At 65.4% G+C, this 19,149-nt stretch carries 16 protein-coding genes; 8 read left to right on the plus strand and 8 right to left on the minus strand.

Annotated features, from left to right (window positions below; genetic code table 11):
• Position 1: 1 nt before the first annotated feature.
• The 6 genes from ACUXV1_RS04365 to ACUXV1_RS04390 all read right to left on the minus strand — a co-directional run bounded on the left by ACUXV1_RS04365 (position 2) and on the right by ACUXV1_RS04390 (position 6,940).
• On the minus strand, positions 2–1,384 hold the full coding sequence (locus ACUXV1_RS04365) for an FAD-binding oxidoreductase (RefSeq protein ID WP_446014533.1): 1,383 nt from the start codon (positions 1,382–1,384) through the stop codon (positions 2–4).
• Position 1,385: 1 nt separating this feature from the next.
• Positions 1,386–1,901 carry a cupin domain-containing protein gene (locus tag ACUXV1_RS04370; protein ID WP_446014532.1) on the minus strand — a complete coding sequence of 172 codons (516 nt, stop codon included), beginning with the start codon at positions 1,899–1,901 and terminating at the stop codon, positions 1,386–1,388.
• A gap of 19 nt (positions 1,902–1,920) precedes the next feature.
• Positions 1,921–2,544, minus strand: coding sequence for a glutathione S-transferase family protein (locus tag ACUXV1_RS04375; protein WP_043637096.1), 624 nt, complete (start codon positions 2,542–2,544; stop codon positions 1,921–1,923).
• On the minus strand, positions 2,541–4,052 hold the full coding sequence (locus ACUXV1_RS04380; protein ID WP_446014530.1) for a sodium:solute symporter family transporter: 1,512 nt from the start codon (positions 4,050–4,052) through the stop codon (positions 2,541–2,543). Before ACUXV1_RS04380 ends, ACUXV1_RS04375 begins: the two co-directional genes overlap by 4 nt.
• Positions 4,049–4,282 (minus strand): DUF485 domain-containing protein, encoded by a 234-nt coding sequence (locus ACUXV1_RS04385; RefSeq protein WP_052370511.1) that lies wholly within the window; start codon positions 4,280–4,282, stop codon positions 4,049–4,051. The genes ACUXV1_RS04380 and ACUXV1_RS04385 overlap by 4 nt, the downstream gene beginning before the upstream one ends.
• 93 nt (positions 4,283–4,375) lie before the next feature.
• Positions 4,376–6,940 carry a hypothetical protein gene (locus tag ACUXV1_RS04390; RefSeq protein ID WP_446014529.1) on the minus strand — a complete coding sequence of 855 codons (2,565 nt, stop codon included), beginning with the start codon at positions 6,938–6,940 and terminating at the stop codon, positions 4,376–4,378.
• Between the two features lie 178 nt (positions 6,941–7,118).
• Here ACUXV1_RS04390 and ACUXV1_RS04395 point away from each other — a divergent pair, with 178 nt between their 5' ends.
• Positions 7,119–7,403 (plus strand): hypothetical protein, encoded by a 285-nt coding sequence (locus tag ACUXV1_RS04395; RefSeq protein ID WP_043637093.1) that lies wholly within the window; start codon positions 7,119–7,121, stop codon positions 7,401–7,403.
• Complete coding sequence (locus ACUXV1_RS04400) at positions 7,403–7,636, plus strand: hypothetical protein (protein WP_043637090.1); 234 nt, start codon at positions 7,403–7,405, stop codon at positions 7,634–7,636. Before ACUXV1_RS04395 ends, ACUXV1_RS04400 begins: the two co-directional genes overlap by 1 nt.
• A 3-nt stretch (positions 7,637–7,639) precedes the next feature.
• On the opposite strand, the gene ACUXV1_RS04405 is transcribed toward ACUXV1_RS04400, so the two are convergent.
• A complete protein-coding gene (locus tag ACUXV1_RS04405; RefSeq protein ID WP_043589873.1) occupies positions 7,640–8,776 on the minus strand; it encodes a sugar diacid recognition domain-containing protein in 1,137 nt (378 codons plus the stop codon).
• A 184-nt stretch (positions 8,777–8,960) separates the two neighbouring features.
• On the opposite strand from ACUXV1_RS04405, the gene ACUXV1_RS04410 reads away from it, so the two are divergent.
• Both ACUXV1_RS04410 and ACUXV1_RS04415 read left to right on the plus strand, forming a co-directional pair.
• Positions 8,961–10,280: an MFS transporter gene (locus ACUXV1_RS04410; RefSeq protein WP_231138286.1), complete on the plus strand. Its 1,320-nt coding sequence runs from the start codon at positions 8,961–8,963 to the stop codon at positions 10,278–10,280.
• A gap of 37 nt (positions 10,281–10,317) precedes the next feature.
• Positions 10,318–11,484 (plus strand): glycerate kinase family protein, encoded by a 1,167-nt coding sequence (locus ACUXV1_RS04415; RefSeq protein ID WP_203390793.1) that lies wholly within the window; start codon positions 10,318–10,320, stop codon positions 11,482–11,484.
• On the opposite strand, the gene ACUXV1_RS04420 is transcribed toward ACUXV1_RS04415, so the two are convergent.
• Positions 11,457–12,152: a S4 domain-containing protein gene (locus ACUXV1_RS04420; RefSeq protein WP_114154193.1), complete on the minus strand. Its 696-nt coding sequence runs from the start codon at positions 12,150–12,152 to the stop codon at positions 11,457–11,459. The two genes, ACUXV1_RS04415 and ACUXV1_RS04420, sit on opposite strands and share 28 nt — an antisense overlap.
• Positions 12,153–12,289: 137 nt before the next feature.
• Here ACUXV1_RS04420 and ACUXV1_RS04425 point away from each other — a divergent pair, with 137 nt between their 5' ends.
• The 4 genes from ACUXV1_RS04425 to ACUXV1_RS04440 all read left to right on the plus strand — a co-directional run bounded on the left by ACUXV1_RS04425 (position 12,290) and on the right by ACUXV1_RS04440 (position 19,141).
• A complete protein-coding gene (locus ACUXV1_RS04425; protein WP_446014525.1) occupies positions 12,290–13,006 on the plus strand; it encodes an SDR family NAD(P)-dependent oxidoreductase in 717 nt (238 codons plus the stop codon).
• Between the two features lie 85 nt (positions 13,007–13,091).
• Positions 13,092–16,685 carry an exodeoxyribonuclease V subunit beta gene (gene recB / locus ACUXV1_RS04430; protein ID WP_446014524.1) on the plus strand — a complete coding sequence of 1,198 codons (3,594 nt, stop codon included), beginning with the start codon at positions 13,092–13,094 and terminating at the stop codon, positions 16,683–16,685.
• A 262-nt stretch (positions 16,686–16,947) separates the two neighbouring features.
• A complete protein-coding gene (pap, locus tag ACUXV1_RS04435) occupies positions 16,948–18,432 on the plus strand; it encodes a polyphosphate:AMP phosphotransferase (protein WP_446014523.1) in 1,485 nt (494 codons plus the stop codon).
• On the plus strand, positions 18,407–19,141 hold the full coding sequence (locus ACUXV1_RS04440) for a substrate-binding periplasmic protein (protein WP_179140762.1): 735 nt from the start codon (positions 18,407–18,409) through the stop codon (positions 19,139–19,141). Before pap ends, ACUXV1_RS04440 begins: the two co-directional genes overlap by 26 nt.
• Positions 19,142–19,149 lie beyond the last annotated feature (8 nt).

A 19,149-nucleotide genomic window follows, 5' to 3' on the forward strand; every position in this document is an offset into this window, starting at 1 on the left:
CTTACAGCCATTTGCCCGGATTCATCAAGCGCTCCGGGTCCAGCGCGGCTTTGAGCGTGCGCATCAACTCCAGCGCCAGCGGGTCCTTGTAGCGTTCCAGCCATTGCGGTTTGAGCTGGCCTATGCCGTGTTCGGCCGCCAGCGTGCCGCCCAGCCGGTAGACGTGGTCGTAGACGATGGCGTTGACCGCGGGCTCGTCGTCGAACAGATCGACGTTGCCGGGCCGGGTGTAGCTGATGTTGTAATGCAGATTGCCGTCGCCGGCGTGACCAAAGGCGACGATGCGCACGCCGGGGTAAGCCTGGCGCAGGGCGGCGCCGCACTCGCGCACCAGTTGCGGCAAGGCCGAGGTGGGCACCGCAATGTCGTGCTTGATGCTGGGTCCGTCCTGTTTCTGGATTTCCGAAATCTCCTCGCGCAGCAGCCACAGCTTGCGTCGCTCGGCCTCGCTTTGCGCCACCACCCCGTCGCGCGGGGTCTGCCCGGCCAGCCAGTCCAGCAGCGCCTCGTTCAGCGCGGCGTCGTCGCCGCCGTCGGACAACTCGATCAACAGCAGCCAAGGCGCGGTGAACGGCAACTGGCCGGGCCGGTGGCGTGCTATCGCTTGTTGGCAATCGGCCTCGATCACCTCGAAGGCGGTGAGGCGGTCGTCGAAGCGTTGGCGCAGGCCGTTGAGCCAGCGAATGGCGGTTTCGATGTCGTCGACGCCGATCAGCGCCGTGGCGCGGGCGCTGGGCAGCGGGAACAGCTTGAGCGTGGCGGCGGTGATCAGGCCCAGTTGTCCCTCTGCGCCGATGAACCATTGCTTCAGATCCAGGCCGGTGGTGTCTTTGCGCAGGCCGGCCAGCGCGTCCAGCACTCTGCCGTCCGGCAGTACCACTTCCAGGCCCAGCGTCAGTTCGCGCATGGTGCCGTAGCGCAGCACGGCCACGCCGCCGGCGTTGGTGGACAGGTTGCCGCCGATTTGGCAACTGCCTTCCGAGGCCAGCGACAGAGGAAACAGCCGGCCGGCCTGCTCCGCCGCCAGTTGCACTTCGCGTAGGGTGACGCCGGCCTCCACGGTGATGGCGTTGTTGTCCGCGTCCAGCCTGCGCACGGCGCGCAGGCGCCGCATCGCCACCACCAATTGGCGGCCGCTGGCGTCAGGCGTGGCCGCGCCGCAGGTGGAGGTGTTGCCGCCTTGCGGCACGATGGCCACCTGATGGCGGCGGCAGAGCTTGACCAGCTCGGCGGCCTCGGCTGTGCTGCCGGGCAGCGCCACCGCCAGCGGGACGCCCTGGTAGCGGCGGCGCCAGTCCAGGGTGTAGGGCGCGGTGTCGGCGGCGTCGGTCAGCAGATGGGCCGGGCCGATCAGAGCCGCGACGGCCTGGAGAAAATCGCGCATGTCAGAAAGGGCCTCCGGCTGCGCGCAGCAGGTCGGGCAAGCCGTCGTGGTCGCCCAAGGGCCGCTCCGGCGCGTCGCTCCAGTGCAGAGGGCCGATGGCGGCGTTGCGCGCCGGGTGCAGCGGGTAGTGCACCTGGTTGTCGGCGCGGTTGACGTCGCCGACGCAGAGCAGGCGCACGGGCTGCGCGGTGTTGTTGATGAAGGTGTGAGCCAGGCCGGTGCCGGCCTTGAAGCCGACTGAATCGCCCGGCCGCAACCGCTGCAGCGCGCCGTCCAGCCAGACGTCGGGCTCGCCCTCCAGCACATGGACGAATTCATCCTCGGTTTTTTCGGCGTGCGGCCAACTGGTGCGTTGGCCCGGCGCCAAGAGTTCGTGATGGATGCCCAGCCGGGCGAAACCGTAATGCTTGCCCAGCGCCGCACCCCGCGCCAGCGGCTCCCGGCTGTCGGGGTAGCTTTGGGAGTCGGCTTCGATCAACTCGCTCCAGTGTCGGATGCAATCGGGACGGGGGGACATGGCGGGGCTCCGTGGGCGCTCAGTCGGGAATATCCGGGGCCATCAGCACGTCTGGGTGCTGCCAGCCCGGCTGTTGGGCGATGCGTTCCAGCCAGGCCTGGACCCGCGGCCAGCCGGCGATGTCGAGGCCGGCGTCGGCCAGCCACCATAGATAGGCGCTGGCGGACAGGTCGGCGATGCTCGGCCGCTGGCCGGCGAGATAGGGTTGTTCGGCCAGCGCGGCGTCCAGAGTGTCCAGATCGGCGCGCGCGCGCTGTTCCAGCCAGGCCTCCACCTCCGGCTGCGGGAGGCGATTCAGCCGCGACCAGCGCAGATTGGGCACCGACAGGCCAATGCGGTTGGCTTCCCAGCTTAGCCATTCGCGCACGGTTTCCCGGCTGCCGTGCTCGCCGCTGAGCTGGCCGAAATTATTGGCCAGCCATTGCAGAATGGCGTTGGACTGGCACAGCGCGGTGCCGTCGGCCACCAATACAGGGACTTCGCCGAAGCGGCTGGCGGCGCGAAAATCCTCTGGCCGCTGCTCGCGCGGCACAGTCAGGTCCACGTGAACGTAATCATGGGAAACATCGGCCAGCATTAGCGCCAGGCGCACCTTGTAACTGTGGCCGGACAGGCGGTTGCCGTAAAGAGTCAGTGTGGTCATGAGCGTTGGGATCGATTCGAAGTTTGGCTAGCCGATGATACCGCCGTTGCGCCGCGGCGCGAACCCAGCCAAGCCAGCGCAAAGGCCAGCGGCACCGAGAACAGCGCCGGGTTGGCGTAAGGGAATAGCGGCTTGGCGTGGCCCAGCGCGCCCACCCACACAGCCGGGCCGGCCACGATCAGCGCCGCCGCAGCGACAAGCCCGCCCAGGCTGCCCCACAGCGCGCCGCGCGCGCTGAGGCCGGGCCAGTGCAGGGCGAGCAGCAGCACCGGGAAATTGGCGGAGGCGGCGATGGCGAAGGCCAGGCCCATCAGGAAGGCGATGTTTTGCTGCTGGAACAGCGTGGACAGCAGCAGCGCCAGCAGACCCAGACCGACGGTGGCCCATCGCGATACCCGTAGTTCGGCGTTGGCATCGGCGCGGCCGCGCCGCCACCAGGCGGCGTAGAGGTCGTGACTGATGGCGCTGGCGCCAGCCATGGCCAGGCCGGCCACCACCGCCAGGATGGTGGCGAAAGCCACCGCCGCCACCAGGCCCTGCCAGGCCGGCCCGCCCAGCCGGGTGGCCAGATGGATGGCGGCCATATTGCCGCCGCCCAGCAGCTTGCCGGCGGCGTCGTGGAAGCCGGGCTCCGGCGTCACCAAGGCCAGGGCGCCGTAGCCGATGACGATGTTGACGGCGAAGAACAGCGCGATCAGGCCGGTGGCGAAGCAGGCGGACTGCCGCGCGGCGCGGCGGTCCGGCACGGTGAAGAAGCGCATCAGCACATGGGGCAAGCCCAGCAGGCCCAGACAGAGGCCCAGGCCCAGCGACAGCACTTCCAGCGGATCGCTCAGCGCCGGGCTGGGCAGGAAGACTTGCGGCCCGCGCAGCGCCTCGGCGGCGGCGAACAGCCGCGCCGGGTCGCCGCCGAAGCGCGCCAGCACGCCGCCGGCCAGCAGCAGCGCGCAGCCGAACATCAGCACTGCTTTGACCATTTGTACCCAAGTGGTGGCCAGCATGCCGCCCAGCGCCACGTAAAGCACCATCAGCGCCCCCACCAGGCTCACGGCGGCCAGATAGGGCAGGCCGAACAGCAGTTCGATCAGCTTGCCTGCGCCCACCATCTGCACGATCAGATAAAACAGCGTCACCGTCAGCGAGTTGACGCTGGCGGCCAGCCGCACCCCGTCGTGGTCGAAGCGTCGGCCCAGCACCGCGGCGGCGGTGTAGCAGCCGCTGCCGCGCAGTTTTTCTGCCAGCAATAACAGCAAGAGCGGCCAGCCGGCCAGGGTGCCGACGGCGTAGGCCAGCGAATCGTAGCCCTGGGACAGATACATGCCGGCGGCGCCAAGAAAGGCAGCCGCGGATAGATAGTCTCCGGCCAGAGCCAGCCCGTTCTGCCAGCCGCGGATACGGCCGCCTGCGGTGTAGAAGTCGCCGGCCGATGCGGTGCGCCGCGCGGCGGCGGCGGTGATGGCCAGGGTCAGCAACACAAAAAAAAGGAAAAAGGCGGAGGCGTGGTTCATCGGCGCTCCGAGTCGTCGGCGCGGCCGGCGGCCAGCGCGTAACCGGCGGCCAGCAGGAAGAACAGCAGGAACATGGCTAGCGCCAGCAGAACGGACGCCGGCCAGCCGGCGAACTTGGCGCCGAGCCAGGACGGGCGCAGCGCCAGCAGCAAATAGTAGCCGAGGCAGCCTGCGGCGGCGGTCCAGGCCAGCCGGCGGGAGAGAGAGAGGGGAGCAGAGGGCTGGCCCATGTGGGATTACGCCAGAAGTCTAAACCGAGCAGTTTAGCGTATCGGCGGGCCGGGCAGGGACATCAGACCATGCCCGGCGGCGGGCCACGTGAATCAGCCTGCTAGCGGACGATACAAGTGATAACGGCCGCTTTGCCGTTCCGCCAACAGCAGCAGCGGGGGTAGTGACGGGGCCGAGGTATCGATGGCGCGGCGGTTGCGGCTTACCGGCACGCCTTCAGGCAGGCGTTGCTGAAAATGGTCAGAGCGCTCGGCGGCGTCCTTCAGCGTTTGGTAGTCGCGCTCGAAACCCTCAGGGTCGCTATCCGCCTTGCCCAGAAAGGAGACGAACTGGGCGATGGAGTCGGCGTTCTTGAGTCCTTTGAACTCAATGTTGATGTTGTTGATCTGCGCCAGATCGGCGCCGCCGTAGCGGCTATCCTTCTCGATATGCTTATTCGCCAGATTGATCAGTTCGAATACATCGACATCACCGACCCGGGCCTGTTTTTGTGTGCCGACATAAGCGAAGTCCAGCGTGTTGGGGCCGCCATGTGACAGTTCATGGATCAGTACATCAGCGACCGCGCTCGGGTTTTTGCCCATCCGTTCGTAATAGGCGTAGAAGCCATCGCGGCCAACATTGATGATTTTTGAATTGGGTTTGCGGCCCAGCATCTGGTATTGCTCCCTGGATAGTTCCGCCACCGTGGTGGGAGAGCCGACCCGGCTATCGAAATTGAAGTTGGCGGTGTCGATGCGTGCCAGATCGTTCCGGATCTGGTCCAGATACTTGGTCAGCTGAGCCAAGCGTTTCGGCTCCTGATGGAAGGTTTTGCCAAAATAGGCCTCTTCCGCCAACTGGACCTGGGGGCGAAGGTCGGAGCGGTTCAAAGCTTGGATCGCATTGGCGATTTTGGTTTGCGCAATCGGCAGCGCTTTGTTTATGGCTTTACGCGCGGCCCGGATTTTAAGCGGCTTGCCGATGATGGGCATATCAACCAGTTTGAATGCGGGATTGTCCAGGTTGGCTGATTTGGTCAGCCCCACCTCGATGCGCTTACCGTGGGCGCTCAGCTCTATGTGCAGATTGCGGGCGCCCCCAAGCTGAATGTGCTTGCCGTGTCGTTGAACGGGGTAGTACCGCTGGTCGATGGCCAGGACATATTGGCCATCGCCGGTGCGCTGGATGCCAAAGTGATTGGGTGTGGAGAGTTGGCGCTCGTCCAGGGCGAGCGGCGCGATATCGTGCTTGGCGATGGCCGCGCGCAGTTCGGGGGTGGCCTGTCGAGTGAGCTCGTGCTTGAGATGCCACTCGCCTAGGCGGTTTTCCACTTCCTGGGGCGCGGCGTCCGGTCGGCGGGCATCGTAGATGTACTCCTTGCCGGTGGCGAGCTCGTGACGGTAGGGCACCAGGCGGCCAAACAGCTCAATGGCTTCTAGCCGCGCCGGTTGCGCCCCTAAGGAGTTGTGAACGTTATAGACGTGAGGCGTGCCCGCACTGCTGGAGCGATGCAAGTGATGCGGACCCAGTGCCAGTGTATGGGCGGCTAATTGTTCCTGTTTGCTGAAATGCCGGAATTTGCCATCACCCAGCAAGCGCCATTCCTGTGCGAGATGGTTGAAGTAGACTTCGCGGTTTGCGAACTTGCCCTGCTGCTTGGCCGGGATTTGCGCAAAGCTGCGGCCATCTTTCTCCAACAAGGCCACGTCATGGTGCTTGCCGTTGGCTTTGAGTTTGATGTGGTTACGACCATTTTTGAGATGAAATACCGGCAGGTTTATTCCTGACGCCTTGTTGGCAGGCTGAGGCGCGGTTTGCAAGCGCTGCCGCTCGGCATGGCTCATCCCTTCAATGCTGAAGCGGGCTTGTTGGGTCACTTGCTGCAGCAGGTTAAGCTCTTCTTCCCGCGAGGTGGGTTTGCCCTCCAGGTCATTGGCGGCATGCTCTAGCAGAGGACCGACGATGTATTGGGCTATGGCCAAGGGCTGGCTGCCTGGCAGCAGAGTCAGGACTTGAGAGGTGATGGCATCGACTTTCTCTGTGATGTCGGTGATGGCCGAGATCTCCTCGGACGTGGCGCAGCTGCGGCCGTGTCTCCAGCTGTCGACATGCTTGCTTTCCGTGGCCAGCGCGGTGATGGGATTGCGCAAGGTTTTGCCGATTTGGCGCAGAACTTGGGCGAAGGACAGATTCTCGCCTTCGTTCATGCAGGAAAAATCAAACATCTTCACGATCTTGACGTCGTCAGGCGCGGCGGTTGTGGTCGTGGTCTTGGGTTTGGGAACGACATGGCGCACTTGGCGGAGCAGCGGCGTTTCCGGCTGCGGAGGCGCGGAAAGGGGAGAGGGCTGGCTGTGGGCCTGGACCAGCGCCGAGGGGAAGGCGTACGGCGCGGAAGACGCTGGAAGCAACTCTGATTCTCGGTTGAGCAGCGGCTGGACCCCGGCCTGGACATACAGGCTGCTCAGCAGAACGTTTTTCAAGGTGAGTGGAAAGGCGGCGGGCGGCGGCGTGGATGCTGACGAATCGGATGTATTGCGTATCTGTTTCACCTGAGCAAACAGATTTTCCGCTTCACGGCGTTCCGCCGGGGTTTTCGCGTTGGCGAGCAGTTGAGCTTCAATCGGGCTTGGCTGTTGGGAGGGGCGACTTGAGAAAAAGGGAATGGAAGGCATATGGCAGTCCTGAGCAATGAGGGCGATCTTGGGCATCGCGACAGGGGCAATATTAGAGACAGGCTGGAAGCCCGCCTCTCAAAAAGTGTCCATATGCAGCCTTGGTCTTGTTTCGTCACAGCAGGATGCCTACCATGGTCATGTGCTGCACATGACCATCGATCAGGGAGCTTGGGCAATGACAATGGAGCGGATTCCGGTGCTGGTCACCGCGGAGGACAAGAAGCGCTACAAGGCGCTGGCCGAGGCCGCAGGCCTGCCGGTGGGCGAATTCATGCGTCGCGCCGCAGATGCCTTCCGGCCCGGGGACGACGACGCCTTGCTGGCCGGCATGATGGCGCAGATGGAGAAAACCACCGCCCAGGCCGGCGCTGCCATCGATGAGGCCTTGAACTATGTAGAAGCTTCCAACCGCCGCATCGCCGCGATGGAAGCGCGCGCCAGCGGCAAGCGGGTGGCGTGATGGGCGTGGGCGACAAGATGTGGGACGCGCTGACCACCGTGATCAAGATGAACGACAAGGTGGAGCGCATGGCCGGCGCGATGAAAAGCCAGCAGGCTAAGATTGAAAGCCTGACCGAGCGCGTGATCCGCTTGGAGACTCTGCTGGAAATCGCGCTGGCGCAGCAGGGGGCCAAGCCGGCGCGGCTCAAGCGCATAGGCCGGCAGCCTGAAGCCGATGCCGGCGGCGAGTGAGTTTCAGCCCAGCAGCAGCGCGACGTAGAGCCGGAAACGGTCCTCGTGGCGCTCCAGATCCAGGCCGGTGATTTCGGCGATGCGGTCCAGCCGGTAGTCCAGCGTGTTGCGGTGGATGTGCAGCGCCCGCGCGGTGGCGCCGGGATGCGATTGATGGGCGAACCAGGCTTCGGCGGTGCGGCGCAGCCCGCTCTTGCCGGCTTGCTCCAGCCGTTGCAGCGGCTGCCGCAATTGTTGGGCCTGCCAGCCGTGGTCGAGGCCGGACAGCAACACGGGCAGCGCCAGTTCGTAATAGCTGTGAGCCCGTTTTTTGGGCTGCCGTTGCCGGCCGATGCGCGCGGCGGCGCGCGCGCTGAGGCAGGATTGGGCCGCGCCGTCCCGTCCGGGTAGCGCAATGCCCATGCCCAGGCGGAAGCCGGGAGTCTCCATCTCCTCCAGCCAGCCTGCCAGCGCGCTCAGCCGGCGTTGCAGCAGCGCTTCGCGCTCGGCTTCGCCGTCTTCCTCGCAGGCCTCCACCAGCACCAGTTCGTAAGGGCCGGTGGCCGCGCTAAGCAGTCGCGGCCAGCGTGCGGCCAACGCTGATTGCAACTGCTGCAGCGTTGCCTGGGCCTGATCGGCGGCCAAGTTGTCTTCGTCCAGTTGCAGGCTCAGCACCACATGAGGTTGTTCCAGCCTCAGCCCCAGCCGCTGCGCCCAAGCGTCCAGCGCCGGGCCGGGTTCGCCTCGTATCCATTCCAGCACAAAGGCTTCGCGCTGGCGCGCATCGTGTTGCAGCGCCCGCTGCAACTGGGCCTGCTCCAGAATCATCTCGGCGGTGAGCCGTACCAATTCGCCAAACTGGCGCACCTGCTCCGGCTGGCCGGTAAGGCCGACCACGCCCGCGATACGGCCGTCCACATGCAAGGGCAGGTTGATGCCGGGGCGGGAACCGTGCAGTTTGCCGGCGGTGACGTCGTCGATTTCCACCGTGCGCCGCTGCGCCAGCGCCAGCAGCGCGCCATCGTGCAATTGCCCCAGCCTGTCGGAGTCGCCGCTGCCCAGGATTGCGCCTTGGGCATCCATTACATTCACGTTGAAAGGGATGATGCGCATGGTGCGGCTGACGATGTCTTGCGCCAGTTCCGTGGTCAGAATGGACATGAACACTCCCGTTGATGTGCTTTTGCCCAATATATCCGTGGATTGATCCGATATAAATAGTGCGTTTGCATGAAGCATTTTCCGAGCGCGCTGACCAGAATGGGCGGCACAATACAAAAACAATATTCATCAGAACCAAGGAGACGCGCCGGAGGGACGGCCCCCGTGCGCAGAGGAGATGGATTTGAACCCTAGCGACACCCTGAGCGCGCCGCGGCAAGACATTCTGGCCGGCGCTTACAAGAAAGCCGTGTGGCGGCTGATTCCCTTTATTTTTGTCTGTTACCTGTTCAACTACCTGGACCGCGTCAACGTCGGCTTCGCCAAGCTGGAGATGCTGGACGCGTTGGGTTTGAGCGAAACCGTCTACGGGTTGGGCGCCGGCATTTTCTTCATCGGCTATGTGTTGTGCGGCGTGCCCAGCAACCTGATGCTGCACAAGGTGGGCGCGCGGCGCTGGATCGCGCTGCTGATGCTGGTGTGGGGCACGCTGTCCGCCTGCCTGATGTTTGTTTCCACGCCGCAATCTTTTTATGTGCTGCGTTTTTTCACCGGCGTGGCCGAGGCCGGTTTCTTCCCCGGCATCGTGCTGTACTTCACCCGTTGGTTCCCGGCCGACAAACGCGGTCAGGTGATGGCGTTGTTCATGTCGGCGATCCCGGTGTCCGGCGTGCTGGGCGGGCCTTTGTCCGGCTGGATGCTGCAACATTTCGCCGCCGGACAAGGTGGCCTGGCCGGCTGGCAATGGCTGTTTCTGTTACAGGGCCTGCCCACGGTGCTGTTGGGCCTGGGCGTGTATTTCTATCTGAACGACGGCATCGCCCAGGCGCGCTGGCTGAGCGCGGAAGAAAAGGCGGCGATGCAACAGGCTCTGATCGACGATGAGGCGCGGCGCGCGGCGCAGCGTCCAATGGAGCAGTCTTTCGCCAGCGTGTTGCGCAACGCCAACGTCTGGATGCTGGGCGCGATTTACTTCGCCATCCAGATGGGGGTGTACGCCATCAACTTCTGGCTGCCGTCCATCATCAAGGGCCTGGGGTTCCAGAGCGCAGGCGTCATCGGCTGGCTTAGCGCCTTGCCCTACTTGGCCGCTTGTTTCTTCATGGTCTGGGTCGGCCGTTCCGGCGACCGGCGCGGGGAGCGCCGCTGGCACGTGGTGCTGCCGCTGCTGATGGGCGTGCTTGGCCTGCTGTTGGCGGCCAATAGCGGCGGCGCGGTCTGGCTGTCCATGCTGGGTCTGACCCTGGCCACCATGGGCGCGTTGGCCGGCCTGTCCATGTTCTGGCCGCTGCCCACCGCCTTTCTTGGCAGCGCCGCCGCCGCCGGCGGGCTGGCCTTGATCAATTCGCTGGGACAGGTGGCCGGTTTCGTCAGCCCCTTCCTGGTGGGCTGGATCAAGGACCTGACCCATAGCACGGACCCGGCGCTGTACATTCTGTCCGGAGTGATGCTGGCCGGCGCGCTGCTGGTGCTGAGGATTCCGCCGCGGCTGGTCAATCGCTAATATCTTGCTCTTGTCATCTTTTGTGATTGAAAACCGCATGAAAATCGTGATTGCCCCGGACTCCTACAAGGAAAGCCTGAGCGCGCTGCAGGTGGCTCAGGCGATAGAGGACGGCTTCCGCCAGGTATTCCCCGCCGCTCTCTACCACAAGCTGCCGATGGCGGACGGAGGCGAGGGCACGGTGCAGGCCATGTTGGACGCGCTGGGCGGCCAGCGGCGCGAGGCCACGGCGCGAGGCCCGCTGGGCGAGACGCTGTCCGCGAGCTACGGTTTGACCGCGGACGGCGTGGCGGTGATTGAAATGGCCGCCGCCAGCGGTCTGGTGCTGTTGCCGCCGGCGCGACGCAACCCCTTGCTGACTGGCAGCCACGGCACCGGCGACATGATTCGCGACGCGTTGGACGCGGGGGCGCGCCGCTTCGTGTTGGGCATAGGCGGCAGCGCCACCAACGACGGCGGCGCCGGCATGTTGCAGGCCTTGGGCGCCAGGCTGCTGGACGCGGAAGGACGAGACCTGCCGGCCGGCGGCGCGGCCTTGGCGAGACTGGCGCGGCTGGACCTGTCCGGACTGGACCCGCGTTTGGCCGCCTGCCGCATCGATGTGGCTTGCGATGTCGACAACCCCCTGATTGGCCCGCGCGGCGCGTCGGCGGTTTTCGGGCCGCAGAAGGGCGCGACGCCGGAGATGGTGGCGGAACTGGACGCGGCGCTGGCGCATTTCGCGGTGTTGATGGAGGCCGCGTCCGGAGTGGCCGCGGCAGGGGAGGCCGGCGCTGGCGCGGCCGGCGGCATGGGCGCCGCGCTGCTGGCTTGCCTGGGCGGCCGTCTGCGTTCCGGCAGCGCCATCGTCGCGGAGGCCATCGGCCTGGACGCGGCGCTGGCCGACGCCGATCTGGCGCTGACCGGCGAAGGCCGCATCGATAGCCAGAGCGTGCAAGGCAAGACGCCGATTGGCGTCGCCCGCGTCGCTCAGCGATATGGCGTGCCGGTGCTGGCGATAGGGGGGTGTTTGGGCGCGGGCAGCGAACTGACCCACGCGCACGGGCTGGACGCCGTGTTCGCCGCGGTCAGCCGCCCGTGCAGTCAGGAACAGGCTTTGGCCGAGGCCGCGGACAATGTGAGCCGCGCCGCGCGCAACGCGGCGGCGGCATTGGCCCTGGGCATGAAACTAAGCTCTCAGAAACGCTCGAAGTCCGGCACATAACGCCACTGCCCGGCGGTCAACTGACCAATGGCCAGCCGGCCGATGCGGATGCAGCGCAGCGCCAGAGGGCTGACGCCCAGGCCGGCGCAGATATCGTCCAGCCAGCGCGCGTCGCGCGCCGCGAGCACCAGGCGCAGCTGACGGTCGCTTTGGCGCGAAACCTTGAGGTCGCGCAGCGGCTTGCCGCCGGGGCGCAAGCCTTTTTGACGCTGCTGCAGGTCGCCGGCGGCGGGCGCGGCGTCGACATTGATCAGGAACTCCAGCTGGCAATCGGCCAGCCGCTGCGCCAGCTTGCGGTCCTGGGTCAGCGCCACCAGGCCGTGGGCGTGGTCGGCGATGGCGCCGAAACCTTGCAGATGCTGGCGATGCCGCGGCAGCCAGCTCAGCCCGCTGATATCGCCCGGCAACTGGCTGTCCGGCCCCAGCAGCGCCAGCGGCTCGGCGCCGGCGGGCTTGTGCAGCAGCAGGGTGACCGCCGCTTCGCGCTGCGCGTCGGGCCGGCCCATGAGTTCGACGCGCTGTTGCGGTTCCACCCGGCTGCCCAGCGCGGTGACGGTCTGGCCGTCCACTTTCACCAGTCCTTGTTCGATACAGGCGTCGGCTTCGCGCCGCGTGCACAGGCCCAGCTCCACCATGCGTTTTGAAAGTCGGATTGCGGCGTCGCTCATTGTGTCTGGCCTTGAGTGCGGGTGTTCGGGCGGCGATTATCCCCTTTGTCGGCGCAGCCGACAAATTCGACGAATCGAGTATCCTTCTCGTTTGGTACTGCCGCGGGACCGCCGCGCGGATTCATTTTGGAGAAGCCGTGAATATACTGATCATTGGAGCGAGCCGGCGGCTTGGCAAGGCTTTTGTCGAAGGGCTGGGGACAAAAGGGGACCGGGTGATCGGCGTTTCCAGGCGCAGGCCGGAGGGCTTGAAGCCGCCAACCGGCGTTGGCGTGGACTGGATCGAAGCCGACTTGTCCAATCCGGCCCTGGCCGTGCAACAGGTCATTAGCGCGCTTCCGGAACACTTGGACGTGGTGATGTGCAATGTGGGCATTTGGGAGCGGGAGGCGTTCGAGCCGTCTTATGCGTTTTCCCGTTGTTCGGATCTGGAGCTGATGGAAGTGGTCCAGGTCAATATCGCTTCGACCATTCTCTTGCTCAAGCATGTGTTGCCGCGCATGTCGGGCGCGGCCAAACCGCAGTTGTTCCTGACCGGGTCGACATCGGGCCTTCCGCGCAGCGGCCGCCCCGAAGTGGCTTTCGCCGCTAGCAAGTTCGCCTTGAGCGGCATGGCCGACGCGCTGCGAGAGGAGTACCGCGAACAGCGGCTGGCCGTGACGTGCCTGCAATTGGGCTACCTTAACACGGAGGACGATTTGTCCGTGTCCCGCGAGCAAGCCGCCGAACGAGGAGCCGGTCATCTGATCCCGCTGCATGACGTAGTGAGCTTGACGCGGGCTTTGCTGAATTTGTCCGATGCTTCCTTCGCGCGGGAAATCGTCCTGCCCGCGATCTTGGACGAGCGCTTCTGAACGTGGGCGCGCGGTGTGGACAAGCGCGTCTAATCTCGTTTTCCGGGTCGTTTAAATGCTCAAATCGCATTAAAGTGTCGCCATTATGAGCCTGCTTCCCCAAGCGCTGGATGCGCTGAACTGCCCGCTGACCGGCATCAACCTGATCGAGGCTTCGGCCGGCACCGGCAAGACGTGGACCATCGCGGCCCTGTTCGCCCGGCTATTGCTGGAAGAGCGCGACGGCCAGCCGCCGCCCACTGTCGATCAAGTGCTGGTGGTTACCTATACCAAGGCCGCCACCGCCGAGCTGCGCGAGCGCCTGCGCCGACGGCTGAGCGAGCTGGCCCAGACGCTGGCGGGAGACGGCGAGGTTGGCGGAGATCCCTTCCTGTCGGCGCTGGCGGCGCGCTTTCCGCCCGGCTCGGCGCGGGAGCAGGCGTCGCAGCGGCTTAACGCCGCGATCACCGGCTTCGACGCCGCCGCCATCTACACCATCCACGGCTTCTGCCAGCGGGTGCTGACCGACGCCGCTTTTGAAAGCAGCCAGACCTTCGACGCCGAACTGGTCAGCGACGACGAGGATCGCCTGATCGAAATCGTCGACGATTTTTGGCGTCGACGGGTGGTGGACGACCCCTTGCTTGCCCAAGTGCTGGTGGACAACGGGGAGACCCCGGACGGTTGGTTGGCCGACATCCGGCCCTATCTGTCCAAACCTTATCTGCGCATGCGCGCGCCGCACACCGCCGGCCTGGAGCGCGCCTTGCTCGCGGTGGAGCAAGGCTGGCGGGCGCTGGCGGCGCGGCCGGAATACGCGGCGGAGGCGGCCGATTTGCTGCGCTCCGCCGCCGGTTTCAACGCGCGCAGCTACAGCCCCGCCATCATCGAGCGCGCCATAGGCGCTTTGGACGGCCTGCTGGCGGCGCCGGAAACCACGCCGGTGCTGGATAAGGAAAGCCGTCGCCAGTTGGACAAGCTGCTGCCGGCTTCGCTGGCCAAGGGAATGAAAAAAGGCCACGCCGCGCCGGAACATCCCTTGTTCGGGCTGGCGGAGGCCTGGCTGGGGGCCTGGGACGCCTATCTGGACGAAGTGGCGCTGTCCGTGGCCCAGCTCAAGTTGGAACTGATCGCCTGGACCAACCAGCAACTGAGCGCGCGCCGGGCGGGCGAGCGCAGCCGCAGCTTCGACGATTTGCTGACCGACCTGGGGGCGGCCCTGGCCGATCCGATCAGCGGCCCGCTGCTGGCTGCTCACGTGGCCCGCAGCTTTCAGGTGGCGCTGATCGACGAGTTTCAGGACACGGACCCCATCCAGTACTCGATCTTCCGACATTGCTTCGTCGCGCAGCAGCGGCCTGTCTTCTTGGTGGGCGACCCGAAACAGGCCATCTACAGCTTTCGCGGCGCAGACATCTTCGCCTACCTGGCGGCGCGCGGAGACGCGCAACATCATTACACGCTGGACACCAACCGTCGGTCCGAGGCGCCGCTGGTGAGCACCGTCAACGCCTTGTTCGCGCGCGAGCTGCCGTTTCTGATCGAAGGCATCGCCTATCAGCCGGTGGCGGCGCAACCGGCCTCCGGCGGCCGGCTGGAGGTCGACGACGACAGGCCGCCGTTCTGCTTCCAATGGCTGCAGCCGGAGAAGGCGGACAAGGCCGCCAGCGGCGAGAACGCCGCCGAACTGGCGGCCAACGCCAGCGCCGACGAGATCGCGCGCTTGCTGGCGCTGGCCGCCGACGGCCGCGCCGCCATCGTCGCCGGCGATGCCCGACGGCCTTTGGCCGGCGGCGATATCGCGGTACTGGTGTCCACCCACCGTCAGGGTGACCGGGTGCGCCAGGCCTTGGCGGAGCGCGGCGTGGCCAGCGTGGCGCTGACCCAGGAAAGCGTGTTCGCCAGCCGCGAGGCCGGCGAGATGCTGGCCTTGCTGCGCGCTTGGGCGGAGCCGGCCAGCGAGGCGCGTCTGCGCGCGGCGCTGGTGACGGAACTGGCCGGGGTCGACGCCGGCGAATTGCTGGCCAGGGTGGAGGACGAGACGCGCTGGGAAGCGCAACTGCAGGCCAACGCCGCAGACCATCTGCTTTGGCGCGAGCGCGGATTCATGGCGGCTTGGCGGCATTTCTTCGCTCGGGAACGGGTGGCGGAACGCTTGTTGCCGCTGCCGGACGGCGAGCGACGGTTGACCAACTTGTCGCACCTGGCTGAATTGTTGCAACAAGAGAGCGACCAGCGTCAGGGCATGGCGCCGCTGCTGGGCTGGCTGGAAACGCGAGTGGCGCAGCCGCCGGGCGGAGAGGAGGCGGTGTTGAGGTTGGAGAGCGACGCGGCCCTGGTCAAGATCGTCACCATCCACACCGCCAAGGGCCTTCAGTATCCAGTGGCCTTCTGTCCCTTTCTGTGGGGCGGGGCGCTGGAACGGCGCGACGCCGCGTTCTGGCGCTACCACGCTGAAGATCAATCCTGGCTGGCGCCGGACGCCGCGGCCGACGCCGGGGTGAAACTGGCGGCGCGCAGCGAGTTGTTGGCGGAGAAGCTGCGCCTGCTCTATGTGGCGCTGACTCGGGCGCAGTATCGCCAATACCTGTGCTGGGGCTGGGTGCGGGGCATGGAGACGGCGGCTTTGAGCTGGCTGCTGCATGGCCGCGGCGCGCGCGCGCTGCCGGAACTGGAGGCGCTGGAGTTGGACGCCGAGGTGCTAAGGCGAGAGCTGGGCGCTTTCGCGGCCGCGGCCAACGCCCAGGCGTCGGGCGCGTGCGCGGTGCTGGAGGAGAGCGGCGTGGGGCCGGCCTTGGCCGCGCGGCGCGAAACAGGACGGAATTATCTGGCCCAGACATTCTCGCGCCGGCTGGCCGCGCCGTGGCGGGTAGCCAGTTTCACCTCGTTGACCCATGCGCAGGCGGCGGGCAAATGGCAGGAAAGCCCGGACCACGACGCGGGTCAGTCGGCGGTGGCGGCGGAACTGCAAGCGCCCCCGGTCTTGGATCGTTTCGGTTTTCCGCGCGGCGCCAAGGCCGGTACCTGCCTGCATGAGATTTTTGAAACCATCAGCTTCGGCGTCGATGCGGCCGGGCTGCGGCAGGCGGTGGAGCTGGCTCTGGCCAAGCACGGCTTTGCGCCGGAGTGGGGCGATGCCGCTTGCGAAATGGTGACGGCGACGCTGAACGCGGAACTGGACCCGGGCGTGAAGCTGGCTGAAGTGCCGGACGGCAAACGGCTGGTGGAAATGGAGTTCATGTTGCCGGCGCCCAGGTTGGAAGTGGCGAAGCTGGCCGCCATCCTGTCCGCGCCCGAACACGGCTTGGCCGCCCCTTTGCGCGCGGCGGCGGCGCAGTTGGATTTTTCCACCGTGCGCGGTTTTCTCAAGGGCTTCATGGACTTGGTGTTCGAGTCCGGCGGACGCATCTATTTAGTGGACTATAAATCCAACCACCTGGGAGGGCGGCACGAAGACTATCGCGCCGAGCGGCTGGCGGAATCCATCGCCCAAGAACATTATTACCTGCAATACCTGATTTACTGCGTGGCACTGCGGCGCTATTTCAGCGTCCGCGGCGTGGACTTCGCCGCCCGTTTCGGCGGCGTGCGTTATCTTTATCTGCGCGGCGTCGGCGTCGAGGCTTGCGGGATATGGAGCGACCAACCCGCACCGGCCCTGCTGGAGGCGCTGGACCAATGGTTCGCCGGGCATGCGTAGGAATGCGGAGTGCGCAAGCCGCGGTCATAGGACTAAGCTGAACTATCTGGAGTGGAACGCGGCCGGAAGGGGAAAGTGGCACCGGGCGCGGGCCGACAATAAGAACCTGCTCAAAGTCCGCTGAGCGTCGTGAGACGTCACACGGTGAGTACAGCTTCGAAATGCTCATGTACCACCGGTACATTCCGCTTTCTCAGCTGTTTTCGCCTTGTCTCGTTCTTGCTCGCGAGACTTTGGAGCAGGTTAAAACCAAGGACGCATCATGTTTGAATCCGCCGAAATCGGCCACAGCATCGATAAAAAGACATTCCGCGAAGCCATGCCCAAATTGCGCGAGGCCTTGCTGGACCTGCAATACGATTTAAAGGAAAAGGCCGACTTTCCAGTGCTGATCCTGATTCACGGCTTCGACGGCGCCGGTCGCGGCGAAACCATGAATCTGATCAACGAATGGCTGGACCCGCGCCTGATCGACACCGTGGCTTTCGCCGAGGCCAACGACGACGCCCGCGCTCGTCCCTGGATGTGGCGCTACTGGATGCAATTGCCGGCCAAGGGCCGCATCGGCATGTTCTTCGGCTCCTATTACTCCGACGCCTTGTTCGACCGGGTGTTCGCCCGCAGCGACCGCGACGCGCTGGACAAGCAGATCTTCGACATCCTGCGCTTTGAACGCATGCTGACCATGGACGGCGCGTTAGTGCTGAAATTCTGGTTCCATCTGACTCGGGAGCAGCAGCACAAGCGGCTCAAGCAGATGGAAAAAGATCCAGCCAGCAGTTGGCGCGTGACCAAGACCGATTGGGAGCATTACGAGCGCTACGACAAGATACGCAAGTCCGCCGAGCACATTTTGCGGCTGACCAATACCGCCGCCGCGCCCTGGGTGGTGGTGGACGGCGAGGACGCCAATTACCGCAGCCTGACCGTGGGCAACACCCTGCTCAACGCCATTCGCAACCGGCTGGCGCAGGCGCAGGGTTCTAAGGCCGAGCTGATAGACGCGCCGCCGTTGCTGGCGCCGATAGACAACAAGCTGTTGCTGGATACCCTGCAACTGGACCAATCCATGGACAAGGCCAAGTACAAGGCCGAACTGGAGCAATTGCAGGGCCGGCTGCACCGGCTGACCCGACATCCGCGCTTCGCCCAGCATTCGTTGGTCCTGGTTTTCGAAGGCAACGACGCCGCCGGCAAGGGCGGGAGCATACGCCGCATCACCCAGGCGCTGGACGCGCGCCGCTACCGAGTGGTGCCCATCGCCGCGCCCACCCAGGAAGAAAAGGCCAAGCCCTGGTTGTGGCGCTTCTGGCGTCATGTGCCGGGCAAGGGCGGCATCACCATTTTCGACCGTACCTGGTACGGCCGGGTGCTGGTGGAGCGGGTGGAAGGCTTCGCCAAAGAGGCGGACTGGATGCGCGCCTATTACGAAATCAACGACTTTGAGCATCAACTGAGCGAAAACGGCGCCGTCATCGTTAAATTCTGGCTGGCCATCAGCAAGGAAGAGCAGATGGCGCGCTTCAAAGGACGCGAGGAAACCGGTTTCAAACGCTTCAAGATCACGGAGGAAGACTGGCGCAATCGCGACAAGTGGGACGCCTACAAGCTGGCCGTCAGCGATATGGTGGACCGCACCAGCACCAGCAAAGTGCCCTGGACGCTGGTGGAGGCCAACAATAAATACTATGCACGCATCAAAATTCTCAAAACCATTTGCGATGCGCTGGAAGCCCGGCTTGCTTGAGCGCGGCGCCAGCCTGATTGCCTTGCTGCTGGCGGCGCAGGCCGTGTCCGCGGCGGCGCCCAGCCTGCGCGCTGGTGTGGCCAATGACAGTTTTGGCCCGCTCTACAGCGCGCAGGACGGCGCGCTGGCCACTCAGTACCGTGCCGCGCTGGAGCTGATCGGCCGGCACAGCGGCGTCCGCTTCGAACTGGAGTACTACCCGTCGTCGCGGCTGCAGCAATTGTTCGAGGTGGGCAAGGTGGATGTGGAGGTGGGGGTCAATCCGGCCTGGCGCGCCTTGTCCCCGGTGGCCGGCTTCTACACTCGGCCCATCGACGTACAGACGCTGCGGCTGTGCTTCGCCGCCGGCAAGCGGCGCAAGGGGGCGACGCCGGCCAGCCTCAATGGCCTGAGTCTGGGCGTGCTGCAGGGGAGGACCTACCCTGTGCTGGAGCCCGGTTTCGCAAGCGGTCAGCTCAAGCGGATGGAGGCCGCCAGCGAGAGCGATCTGCTCAGCGGCCTGCGTCAGGGCAGCATGCAGGCCATCGTCCTGAGCCAGCGTCAGCTGGACGCGCTGCTGAACCGCGCGCCGGAGGCGCAGCCCTGCGCGGCCGGCGACGCCGTAGGCAGCGTGCCGGTGATGTTGCGTCTGCATCCGCAATACCGGCAACTGTTGCCGCAATTGGACAAGGCGATTCAGCAGTTGCAAGATAACGGCAAATTGCGCTGAAGCGCCTC

Source organism: Chromobacterium sp. W521 (genome assembly GCF_052805975.1).

Coding starts and splice junctions, on each gene's coding strand:
- ACUXV1_RS04365 (WP_446014533.1), bottom strand. CDS start 1,384: ATGCGCGATTTTCTCCAGGCCGTCGCGGCTCTGATCGGCCCGGCCCAT.
- ACUXV1_RS04370 (WP_446014532.1), bottom strand. CDS start 1,901: ATGTCCCCCCGTCCCGATTGCATCCGACACTGGAGCGAGTTGATCGAA.
- ACUXV1_RS04375 (WP_043637096.1), bottom strand. CDS start 2,544: ATGACCACACTGACTCTTTACGGCAACCGCCTGTCCGGCCACAGTTAC.
- ACUXV1_RS04380 (WP_446014530.1), bottom strand. CDS start 4,052: ATGAACCACGCCTCCGCCTTTTTCCTTTTTTTTGTGTTGCTGACCCTG.
- ACUXV1_RS04385 (WP_052370511.1), bottom strand. CDS start 4,282: ATGGGCCAGCCCTCTGCTCCCCTCTCTCTCTCCCGCCGGCTGGCCTGG.
- ACUXV1_RS04390 (WP_446014529.1), bottom strand. CDS start 6,940: ATGCCTTCCATTCCCTTTTTCTCAAGTCGCCCCTCCCAACAGCCAAGC.
- ACUXV1_RS04395 (WP_043637093.1), top strand. CDS start 7,119: ATGACAATGGAGCGGATTCCGGTGCTGGTCACCGCGGAGGACAAGAAG.
- ACUXV1_RS04400 (WP_043637090.1), top strand. CDS start 7,403: ATGGGCGTGGGCGACAAGATGTGGGACGCGCTGACCACCGTGATCAAG.
- ACUXV1_RS04405 (WP_043589873.1), bottom strand. CDS start 8,776: ATGTCCATTCTGACCACGGAACTGGCGCAAGACATCGTCAGCCGCACC.
- ACUXV1_RS04415 (WP_203390793.1), top strand. CDS start 10,318: ATGAAAATCGTGATTGCCCCGGACTCCTACAAGGAAAGCCTGAGCGCG.
- ACUXV1_RS04420 (WP_114154193.1), bottom strand. CDS start 12,152: ATGAGCGACGCCGCAATCCGACTTTCAAAACGCATGGTGGAGCTGGGC.
- recB (WP_446014524.1), top strand. CDS start 13,092: ATGAGCCTGCTTCCCCAAGCGCTGGATGCGCTGAACTGCCCGCTGACC.
- pap (WP_446014523.1), top strand. CDS start 16,948: ATGTTTGAATCCGCCGAAATCGGCCACAGCATCGATAAAAAGACATTC.
- ACUXV1_RS04440 (WP_179140762.1), top strand. CDS start 18,407: ATGCGCTGGAAGCCCGGCTTGCTTGAGCGCGGCGCCAGCCTGATTGCC.